Annotated in this window: 8 protein-coding genes; 5 read left to right on the forward strand and 3 right to left on the reverse strand. The window is 67.7% G+C overall.

Translation table 11 applies throughout. The features are described from left to right. Together VFA06_RS19860 and VFA06_RS19865 are read left to right on the forward strand one after the other, a co-directional pair. Positions 1 to 194: zinc-binding dehydrogenase (locus tag VFA06_RS19860; protein ID WP_324842140.1), on the forward strand; the 194-nt coding region annotated here is incomplete at its 5' end. Positions 195 to 1069: 875 nt separating this feature from the next. Beyond that, positions 1070 to 3718: a PKD domain-containing protein gene (locus VFA06_RS19865; RefSeq protein WP_324842141.1), complete on the forward strand. Its 2649-nt coding sequence runs from the start codon at positions 1070 to 1072 to the stop codon at positions 3716 to 3718. A 195-nt stretch (positions 3719 to 3913) separates the two neighbouring features. Here VFA06_RS19865 and VFA06_RS19870 read toward each other — a convergent pair whose 3' ends face one another. Together VFA06_RS19870 and nucS are read right to left on the reverse strand one after the other, a co-directional pair. Next, positions 3914 to 4513, reverse strand: coding sequence for a hypothetical protein (locus VFA06_RS19870; protein WP_324842142.1), 600 nt, complete (start codon positions 4511 to 4513; stop codon positions 3914 to 3916). 278 nt (positions 4514 to 4791) lie between these two features. Next, positions 4792 to 5463, reverse strand: a complete 672-nt coding sequence (gene nucS / locus VFA06_RS19875; protein ID WP_324842143.1) for an endonuclease NucS — start codon at positions 5461 to 5463, stop codon at positions 4792 to 4794. 269 nt (positions 5464 to 5732) lie between these two features. Here nucS and VFA06_RS19880 point away from each other — a divergent pair, with 269 nt between their 5' ends. The 3 genes from VFA06_RS19880 (at position 5733) to VFA06_RS19890 (ending at position 8860) form a co-directional block, all read left to right on the forward strand. Beyond that, positions 5733 to 6137, forward strand: coding sequence for an SCO5389 family protein (locus VFA06_RS19880; protein ID WP_324842144.1), 405 nt, complete (start codon positions 5733 to 5735; stop codon positions 6135 to 6137). Between the two features lie 521 nt (positions 6138 to 6658). Beyond that, the gene (locus VFA06_RS19885) at positions 6659 to 8437 is read left to right on the forward strand and encodes a 3-hydroxybutyryl-CoA dehydrogenase (protein WP_324842145.1); all 1779 of its coding nucleotides are present in this window, start codon (positions 6659 to 6661) and stop codon (positions 8435 to 8437) included. 81 nt (positions 8438 to 8518) lie between these two features. After that, positions 8519 to 8860 carry a hypothetical protein gene (locus tag VFA06_RS19890; protein ID WP_324842146.1) on the forward strand — a complete coding sequence of 114 codons (342 nt, stop codon included), beginning with the start codon at positions 8519 to 8521 and terminating at the stop codon, positions 8858 to 8860. 48 nt (positions 8861 to 8908) lie between these two features. Here VFA06_RS19890 and VFA06_RS19895 read toward each other — a convergent pair. Beyond that, positions 8909 to 9729 (reverse strand): ABC transporter permease (locus VFA06_RS19895; protein ID WP_324842147.1); only part of this gene is annotated, 821 nt, incomplete at its 5' end.

Raw genomic sequence — 9729 nt, forward strand, 5'->3', positions numbered from 1 at the left:
CCGGCGTGCGCGTCACCGGGTACCTGGTCGAGCCGGATGGTGCCGCGCTGACCACGATCGCCGGCCTGATCGACGACGGCGAGGTCGCCGTCGAGGTGGAGGAGACCTTCCCGCTGGAACAGGTCGCCGCGGCCCACGCCCGCCTCGAGGCCGGCCGCACCCGCGGCAAGATCGTCCTCACCGTAACCGACTGACCTTCCCGGCAAGCAGCCGGAAGCAAGAAGGCTCAAATTAGCGTGACGGTCGATGACTGGTGTGCTGCACTTTGCGGCGGCCCCGCGCGGGTGGCACGAGATCGTCGCCGCCGGGCTGGGCCTGGACTTGCTCCTGGCGCCGCGCGAGCTGCAATTCCCCGGCCATGAGTGGAAGGTGCTGCGATCGCGCCTGGGCCGCGGCAATCCCGCCACCTTCACATTGCCGCCCAATGCACTCGACAGGTCTGACGAACGCGCCGACGCAGAAGTCTGGCACCGCGAAAGCACGCATCGCCTCGACTTAGCCGTGCACGCTCAAAGACACGGTCGGCCACACCAGCAACGAGATTCACGAGAGCGAACCGGTCCTGCGACGCCACGACGCAGGCCTCTTACCTGTGGATCCCCCGCGAACAGTGGTGGAGCTGAACGAGATCCGTGCCGACGCGTTGATGAAGCGCGCCGCGGATCGTGCGCCCGAAAGAGCCTGCCCTGGTCTGCGGAGGCCGGCGGCGATCACGCGTCGCGGCATACCGGAACTGGCGCCGCAATGGGTCGCGGGAGTCGGATGCGCTCGCCACGTCGACCGCCGACCGCCGACCGCCGGCCGCCGGCCGTCGTCCGTCTCTGTTCCAGAACTGTCGCAAAGTCTTGTCCGCCACGACATGGCCTATCCGCGATAATCCCGACGGGCCGGGGCTGTCCGGAGTGATGTCTATTTCGAAAACCGTGGGGGGACGTCGGTGATTCGTCATCGTAGGCTTACACGCTCCGTGGCCGCCGTTGTGGCCCTCGGTGCCGCCGTTTGTCCGCTGGGCGCGGCATCGGCCGGTGCCTCGGCGGTCGGAGCACCGACCACTGGGAATTCTGGTCAGGTGTTGAATGCTTCGGCGAGTGTTCCCGCCCCCGTCCTCACCGGGACTGTCAGCAGCCCGGCGAGCAAGTCGCGCCGGGTCGGCTCCGTCCCCGTCACCACGCGCACGAACGTCAAGGCCACGTCGCGCGTCGGCACCGTGAATGCTGGCGCGACGATTTACGTGAAGTTGGCGAACGCGACCTGCGTCGCCGGCACCGGAACCGGCACCCAGGCGAGTCCGTACTGCTCCCTACAGGATGGCGTGAACGCCGCGGCTGCCGGCGACACGATCGACGTGAGCGGCTCAAGCAGTGCCAGCTACACCACACCTGTGACGGTCACGACATCGAATATCTCCATCGTCGGAGTCGGCTCCGGAGCGCTCGTCTCCATGGACTCCACGCTGACGCTGCGCGGTGTGACCGGCGTGACTGTCTCCAACCTCGGTTTCTTCTCCCCTCAGTTCGGAATCTCGGTCGTCGCGTCCTCCGGCGTCACCCTGAGCGGCGACTATCTCGATGCCTTCAGCGTCGACGGCGCCTCGTCCGGTGTGTCGGTGACCCGCAGTTTTCTCGCCGCGTTTGACGGCGAGCCCTATGCGCAACAGAGCGTGATCGCTTCCGGCGCGAGCGGGATCACGATCGCGGGCGACGTGTTCGCCGGGACCGGGATCCAGGCCACCGGTGTGACCGGACTCGACATCACCGGCAACACAATTCAGCGCGGCTGCAACCCCGGCGTGGATATCGAGGGGACGTCGACCTCGGTCTTCCTCGAGAACAACCTGATCGAGAACGGCAACAGCGATACGGCCACGACCGGTGGCGGAGGCAGCGGGGCCGACGCGTCGTGGTGCATAAGCGTCAAAACCTTCTCGCCGAGTGTCATCGTCGCGGCGGCATCGACGCCTGGCGTCACGACGGACTACAACGACTTCGACACGGTCGGGGGCTACCCCGCCGCGCCGCTCCCGACCGTGCTCTACGACTGGAGTGGTACGAACTACTCGACGTTGGCCCAGTTCCAATCCGCCTTCCCGACCCAGGCTGCGCACGACACTTTCGACACCATCGGGGCGAGCCTCGCGTTCGTCATGCCGGGCGTACAGCAGTACGTCAACGGCCTGCTGATCTGGGGCTCGCCGGCGATCGGGTCGGCGAATACGAGCGCACCCGGCGCGCTCTCGGCTGATTTCAACGGTGTCAGCCCGTTCAATTCCCGTGGCGCGATCCAGTACATCTCACCGGATCCGGAACTGGCCTTGACCCTCACCGCACGTGACACCAGCGGGTTCACCGTGTTCTTCGACGCACAGCAGAACATCAAGGACGTCACTCTCTCGGAGACGATCTGGTGGGGCGACGGTTCGACTACGGCGATGCCCTCGTTTTCGGGACTCAGCACTTCAGGCGGTGTCTGGCACACGTACTCGCAACTGGGGACGTACACGATCAAGGTCACGGTCACGGACAATGCCGGAGACACCGTCACCAACAGCGTGACGATCCAGACCGCCGGCACCGAATACGTCCCCTACGGACCCACCCGCGTGCTCGACACCCGCAACGGGACGGGAACCCAGGGCTCGACGAACCCCGTGGCCGCGGGCGCGACGCTGAAACTGCCGCTGGCCGCCGTGGGCGCAATCCCAGCGAACGTCAGCGCCGTGGTGCTGAACCTGACGGTGACCCGGCCGACCGGCGGCGGGTACATCACCGCCTACCCCACCGGCGCGCCGCGGCCGACCACCTCGAGCGTAGATTTCGCGGCGGGGCAGACCGTGGCGAACCTGGCGGTCGTGCCGGTCGGCTCGGACGGCACGATCGAGCTGTTCAACGGCAGCGGCGGGACGACCGCCCTGATCGCCGATGTCAGCGGTTACTTCATTCCGGTCAACGCCCAGGGATACACGGCGGCAACACCGGCCCGGCTCCTCGACACGCGCAACGGCACCGGCGGCTACCCCTACCCGACGGTCCGCGCGGGCACCCCGGTGCGGCTGAAGATCGCCGGAGCCGACGGCATCCCGGCCGGAGTGACAGCCGTCGCGCTGAACCTCACCGTCGCGGCACCGTCGGTCGGCGGATACATCGCGGCGTACCCCGACGGTCAACAGCAGCCGACCGTGTCGAACGTGGACTTCACCGCCGGCCAGACGGTCGCGAACGCGGCGATCGTCCCGGTCGGTGCAGACGGCTCCATTGATTTGGCGATCGCGGGCGGCCCAGCGCGGCTCATCGCCGACGTGTACGGCTACTTCACTCCGTCGGGTGCCTCGGCCTTTGTTCCGGCATTCCCATACCGACTCTTCGACAGCCGCAAGATACCGAACGGCGCGCTGCCGGGCGGGTACACCTATCTCATTCACGTAGCCCCGGAGGTGGCGGACTTTGCCGGAGGCTCGGCCTTCACCGGCGCCGTGATCAACACGACCGTCACGCGCCCGACCGGCGGCGGCTACCTGACCGTGTTCCCGGACACCAGCGACTTGGGCAATCAACCGCTGACCGTGCCGCTCACGTCAACGCTCGACTTCCCGCCAAATGCCACGGTGGCGGACCTTGCGCTGCCCGCCCTGCCGACGGACGAAACCGCGGACTTCTACAACGGCAGCGGCGGTTCGCTCCAACTGATCGTCGACGTCAGCGGCTACTTCATCTCCGGGTAGCGCGTGGGCTCGTGAGTGAGCTCGGCGGCTGATCACAGCGGGTCGTGATCAGCCGCCGATCGCTGTCCGGCCTGTTCCCCGATCACGAACCGGGAACACTCAGGCCACAGCGCCGAGCCGGCCGACGACCCGAAGTCGTGAGCCAAGTCAGGCGACACACCACAAGTTTGGTCAGGACGTGACGCTGTTGCGCTGCTACGCGAGCCCGAGATTTGCAGCGATCTTCTTGACCTTGCCGACCAGATCGAACGCGTCAGCTCTCGATCGACTGCCCGCGTTGGCGGCAACAATGATCAGAACGTCACGGTAGCGGGCGCAAACCTCGTTGCCGTAGACCGTCGTCGAGGTGGAGCCCGCCGTGACTGTGATCGCCGAGTGCACCAGTACGGCCTCGTCGCCCAGATCCGTCAGTTGAGAAACGTTTACGGTCGCGGGACCGGCTTTGGTATTGAAATGAGTGCACGGTCCGCCGAGCCGGCCGAAGTACCCGTGCAACTCGGTGGCCGCTTGACCCTTCGGAAACTGGTAGAGCGCTTGCGTGAAGTCAGGATCGGCTCCGTTTACGGAGCTGTAGTCCACCGTGGCGTAATCCTGGGCGTCGGCGCCGAAATACGCGCTCAGGCTGTCGCAAGCGACTGACGCGAACGTCACCGGCTGTCCGCCGGATTGAGTGGTGTGGCTGTATTGCGGTCCGGTCAGCGATGAGAGCCCGTCACCGAAGACGCTCGCGGGCAGAAGAGCATCTTGCAAGTCGACGCCGGTGAGCGGTCCGCTGTGAGCGGCGCGCACATCCATCGTGGAACAGGCCGACTGACAGCCTGCGACAGTCAGACCCAACGCCAGGGCCAGCAAGCAGACACGGCTGCACAGGGCTCTCACGTCCGGGCACCTCCCGCTCTCGAAATCAGCGGTTGATGCTAACCCACGTGAGCCCAATCGGACCCGACCCCGCTCACCGCCCGCATCGCAAACTCGGCTACGTAGTCGCGTCCGCTATCTCGGCCAGATTGCCTCAAGAGAGGTTCCCCTGGCCGGCGGTCTTGCGGACGAGGATGCCGCCGTCGATGTCAGGGCTAGAAGAGGCGGGTTGACGGGTCGTCCATCCCACGCAGGACCTCGTAATCGAGGATGGCGCAGGAGATTCCGCGGTCGGTGGCGAGCACGCGGGCCTGGGGCTTGATCTCCTGCGCGGCGAAGACTCCGCGGACCGGGGCGAGGAGCGGGTCGCGGTTGAGCAGGTCCAGGTAGCGGGTCAGCTGCTCGACGCCGTCGATCTCGCCTCTGCGCTTGATCTCGACGGCGACGGTCGCGCCTTCCGCGTCGCGGCAGAGGATGTCCACGGGGCCGATCGGGGTGGGGTACTCGCGGCGGATGAGGCGCCAGCCCTTGCCTAGCGTCTCGATCTGCTCGGCGAGCAGTTCCTGTAGGTGCGATTCGACGCCGTCCTTTTGCAGGCCGGGGTCGATGCCGAGGTCGTGCGCCGTGTCGTGGAAGACCTCTTCTATGGTGATGACCAGCTGCTCGCCCGCCTTGTTCGTGACCGTCCAGAGGTAGCCGTCACCCTGCTCTTCCTCTCGGAGCGTGCACGGCGGCGACATCCAGTTCAGCGGCTTGTACGAGCCGCCGTCGGAGTGCACCAGGACACTGCCGTCCGCCTTGACGATGAGGAGGCGGCGGGCGGTGGGCAGGTGGGCGGCGAGCCGGCCCGCGTAGTCGACGCTGCATTGGGCGATGACGAGGCGCATGGTTTGAAACCCTAGCCGACTCGCCGCGGCGTGCGGGGGCGCACGTCGGCGTCCGGGTGGCGCGCGGCTCGGCGGGGTTTCGCGGAAGTCCACTGAGTGAGCCGACGGACCATCAGTCGTCTGGTGAGGCGTGATTGTGCCGAGGGCATATCGGGAGGTGTGAGCCGCCCGGCGCCGGGCCATTGAAGTGGTGTGAGCGCGACCTGACCGAGACGGTCGTAACGCAAAGACGGCGAACCGAGCGCGGATCCGAAGAGAAGGGAGTACGGATGTCCCTGGATGTCCCGGCCGAGTTGCTGGCTGCGGCGCAAGAGGGCGAGGTCACCGACGAGCAGTTCGCCGAGTGTGTACGCACTTCGCTGCCCTACGCCTGGCAGCTTGTCAGCCAGCTGTCCACCCGGCTGCTGGTGGAGGGCGGATCGTTCGCCGACAATACGACGCCGCCGGCGAGCGAGGCCGAGCGCGGGCAGTTGCTGCGCGCCCTTGCCTCGGACGCGATCCGCGGCTGCTTGGAGCGGTACTTCGGAGTGCGGTTGGCGTTCCAGAACTGCCACCGGGTCGCGGTCTTCCCGGCCGCCGAGGGCCAGCCGGGCATGGAGTCGGGCGCGTACCGCAGGTTCGTCTCGACCCGCGAGCAGCTGCTCAATCAGTCGCCGGAGTTGCGCGACTGCTGATCGATTTAGGTTTCCGGCGGTAGACGTGGCCGCCGGGCGCGGAGCGTGCGAGGAGAGGAGTGATCGATCGCAGGGACTTGGGACCTGGTGAATGAGGGTTCACCCGGGGGCCGCGCTCGTGGCCCTCGAGATCCCACCGAAGGCGGGGAGCCGCCGTCGTAGCGGTCTGCGGGGCGCTGTGGAGGACGCCACGCGGGGAAGAGCTGAGACGACGGGGGTGGTGGACGAAGTACGGGTCGGAGCGGACGTTGACGTGGCGTTCGCTCCGATTCGTGTGAGGGGGAAGGGACCGACGGCGGGAGGAGTGTGGGACGGAGGAGGGGGGAGGGGAGGAGCACGAGGGAAAGAGGGGAAGGGGGAAGGGCGGGGGTAGAGGGGGGTGAGGATCGTCACAGCGGGTCGGGGGAGATCGGCGTCGGCTCGGCACTGGCGGAAGGGGATCCGGCTAGGGATACTCATCGGTAACAAGCGCCCAGCGCACACCGGACGCGGGCGACTTCCAACACCCCGAGGAGTGCGCAATGGGGCGCGAGATCACCACAGTCGGCGTCGTCGGGCTCGGCACGATGGGTGCCGGCATTGCCGAGGTGATGGCCCGCAACGGCCTGCGTGTGCATGCGGTCGAGATCGACGACGCAGCGCTCAACCGCGGCCGGGCGCACGTCGCGCACTCGACCCGCCGCGCGGTCTCCCGTGGGAAGCTGACCGCTGAGGAGGCCGCCGCGCTGCTGGACCGGATCGAGTACACCGTCGAGCTGGCGCCGCTCGCCTCCGCCGACCTGGTGATTGAGGCGATCCCGGAGCGGCTGGAACTCAAGCGGGAGCTGTTCCGCAAGCTGGATGGGATCTGCTCGGCCGAGACGATCTTCGCGACGAATACGTCGTCGCTCTCGGTGACTGAGATCTCGGTGGCGACGTCCCGGCCGTCACGTGTGGTCGGGCTGCATTTCTTCAACCCGGCGCCCGTGATGAAGCTCGTCGAGGTGGTGCGCACCGTGGTCACGGACCCGGGCGTGCTCGCGGACGTGGAGGACTTGGCGCGGCAGCTGGGCAAGGCCCCAGTGACCATAGGCGACAAGGCCGGGTTCATCGCCAACGCGCTGCTGTTCGGCTACCTCAACCACGCCGCCTCGATGTACGAGGCCAAGTACGCCACGCGTGAGGACATCGACGCGGCGATGCGGCTCGGCTGCGGGCTGCCGATGGGGCCGCTGGCGCTGCTGGATCTCATTGGCCTGGACACCGCCTACGAGATTCTCGACACGATGTACAAGCAGTCGCGGGTGCGACTGCACGCGCCCGCGCCGATCTTCAAGCAGATGAAGACGGCTGGGCTGCTCGGCCGCAAGTCCGGGCGCGGCTTCTACACGTACGAGCAGGCCGACGTGCCGACCGTGGTGCCCGACGCGCTCACGCCGGACCCCGCGGCGGCCACCGAAGGCGCGCGGTCGGTCTCGCGCGTCGCGGTCGTCGGCTCGGGGACCATGGCGAACGGCATCGCAGAGGTCTTCATCAAGGTCGGATACGCGACGGTGCAGATCGCGCGCAGCGAGGAGAAGGCGGCAGCGTCGCGTGCGGCGATCGAGAAGTCGCTTGGACGTGCGGTGGAGAAGGGGAAGCTGAGCGAGGAGGACCGGGACGCGGCGCTGGGCCGGTTGACGTCGAGCGGCGTGCTCGGCGATGTGGGGGATTGCGACCTGGTCGTGGAAGCGGTGGTCGAGGACTTGGGCGTGAAGGTGGCGCTGTTCAAGGAACTCGACGCCGTCTGCAAGCCGGGCGCGGTGCTGGCGACGACTACGTCCAGCCTGCCGGTGATCGAGTGCGCGATGGCGACCGGCCGGCCGCGCGACGTGGTCGGCATCCACTTCTTCAACCCGGCCCCGGTGATGAAGCTGGTCGAGGTCGTGCATACGGTGGCGACCGCCGAGGACGTGCTGGCGACGGCGCACGAGGTGTGCGCGCGGCTCGGCAAGCACGCGGTGGACTGCGGTGACAGGGCGGGCTTCATTGTCAATGCGTTGCTTTTCCCGTACCTCAACGACGCGGTGAAGATGCTGGAGGCGCACTACGCGACGGCCGACGGCATCGACACCGCGATGAAGCTGGGCTGCGGCTACCCGATGGGTCCGTTCGAGCTGCTGGACGTGGTGGGTCTGGATGTCGCGCTCGCGATTGAGCGCGCACTGTACCTGGAGTTCCGCGAGCCGGGCTTCGCGCCGGCGCCGTTGCTTGAGCACCTGGTGACCGCGGGCTACCTCGGGCGCAAGACCCGGAAGGGATTCCGGGACTACGGGGCCTGATGGCGCTCGGGCACGGTGCGCCGGGGACGCGTGCCACGCGCGGAGTGCGGCGGCCTGGTCACGGTTGGATAACCTAGGGCGGTGAGCCCGAGGAAGAACGACGCGCGTGCCGGTGGGCGCGGTCGTTCGCCAGGCCGCGGCCAGTCCGCTGATCGCGAGCCCCGGGACATCGAGAAGGCGTTTGGCTTTCAGCGGGTCGAGTCGGCGCGGGATGGCGACTGGATCGTGCGCTCGGTGGCCGGCGCGAGCACGACGAAGACGTACCGGTGCCCCGGCTGCGATCAGGAGATCCGGCCGGGCGTACCGCACCTGGTCGCGTGGCCGGCCGATACCGAACAGGCGGCTTGGCACGGCGGCGGTGGACTCGACGACCGGCGGCACTGGCACACGCCCTGTTGGAACGCGCGCCTGCGCCGCCGGTAGCGAGTTGCCCGAGCGGGCTTCCAGCGGTGGTGCTGGCCTGACGGAACGTCAGGCGTCGCGCTTGACGAGCAGCCAGGCGGCGATCGCGAGCAGCACGGCCGTCCAGAGCCCGAAGATTCCGAAGCCCTGCCAGGCGCTCAGGATCTGGTCCTTGGGATAGATCTGCATGATCTGCTGGCCCGCGTTGGTCGGCAGGTACGCCGACACGTGCTTGCCGATGTTGCCCGGCAGCAGTTGTGCGAGTGGCACCAGGACCAGGACCAGCGCGATGACAGTGGTGATCGCACCGGCGGTGTGCCTGATCAGCTGGCCGATCGCGAGGGCGAACAGGCCCAGCACGCCGAGGTACAGTCCCTCGCCGACGACCGCGCGCGTCACGTGCGGGTCGCTGAGCGAGGTGTGCAGCTTCGAGGAGAAGATCGTTTTGCCGATGCCGTAGCTGGCGAAGCTCAGCACCTCGCCGATGATCAGCACCGGGATCGTGAACACGATGCACTTGGCCGCGAGCATGCGCAGCCGGTGCGGCGCGGCGAGCAGCGTCGAGCGGATCATGCCGGTGGTGTACTCGGAGGACGCCACCAGGACGCCGAGCACGCAGACCGCCAGTTGGCCGAGGAGCAGGCCGCTGCCGAGGATCTGCGGCACCGGGTCGAGCCGGGTTTGGGCTTGGTCGGCCGTGTCCATCTGTGACCAGGACTGCACGCGAAGGAAAGTGATGAGCGCGGTGAATCCGAGCACTGCGACGATGAGGGCCGCGAACGACCAAGCCGTCGAGCGCACGGTGCGCAGCTTGGTCCATTCGGCGGTCAGCAGCCTGCCGAAGTTCGCGTGTCCTCCGTTGGTGTCAGCGGCGCGCGGGACAGTGTCGG

The organism is Actinocrinis sp., from assembly GCF_035653575.1.
In the GTDB taxonomy this organism is placed as follows: Bacteria; Actinomycetota; Actinomycetes; order Streptomycetales; family Catenulisporaceae; genus Actinocrinis.

Bases quoted from the DNA above. Each gene is read 5' to 3' on its own strand.
- VFA06_RS19870 (WP_324842142.1), bottom strand. From the start codon at position 4,513: ATGGATGTGCGCGCCGCTCACAGCGGACCGCTCACCGGCGTCGACTTG.
- nucS (WP_324842143.1), bottom strand. From the start codon at position 5,463: ATGCGCCTCGTCATCGCCCAATGCAGCGTCGACTACGCGGGCCGGCTC.
- VFA06_RS19880 (WP_324842144.1), top strand. From the start codon at position 5,733: ATGTCCCTGGATGTCCCGGCCGAGTTGCTGGCTGCGGCGCAAGAGGGC.
- VFA06_RS19885 (WP_324842145.1), top strand. From the start codon at position 6,659: ATGGGGCGCGAGATCACCACAGTCGGCGTCGTCGGGCTCGGCACGATG.